This is a genomic window from Phocaeicola sp. RTP21198st1_B8_RTP21198_201120, from assembly GCF_040929485.1.
GTDB lineage: Bacteria > Bacteroidota > Bacteroidia > Bacteroidales > Bacteroidaceae > Phocaeicola > Phocaeicola dorei.
Map to the genome: position 1 here is coordinate 541 of NZ_JBCOCI010000413.1, position 270 is coordinate 810.

The 270-nt window shown below is 47.8% G+C and carries 1 pseudogene; it reads left to right on the top strand.

Annotated features, from left to right (window positions below):
- Positions 1-270 (top strand): annotated as a pseudogene (locus tag AB5935_RS26830) (NADH-quinone oxidoreductase subunit C); the annotation flags it as partial.

A 270-nucleotide genomic window follows, 5' to 3' on the forward strand; every position in this document is an offset into this window, starting at 1 on the left:
GAACTGCGGGTATATCCACCGAGGCATCGAGAAAATGAATGAAAGCCTCACTTACCCTCAAACATTGGCTTTGACAGACCGTCTGGACTATTTGGGCGCGCATCAGAACCGCCATGCATTGTGTATGTGCATTGAAAAAGCCATGGGCATTGAGGTCAGTGAACGCGTACAGTACATCCGTACCATAATGGACGAGTTGCAACGTATCGATTCTCACTTGCTGTTCTACTCTTGTCTTGCTATGGACTTAGGCGCGTTGACAGCATTCTT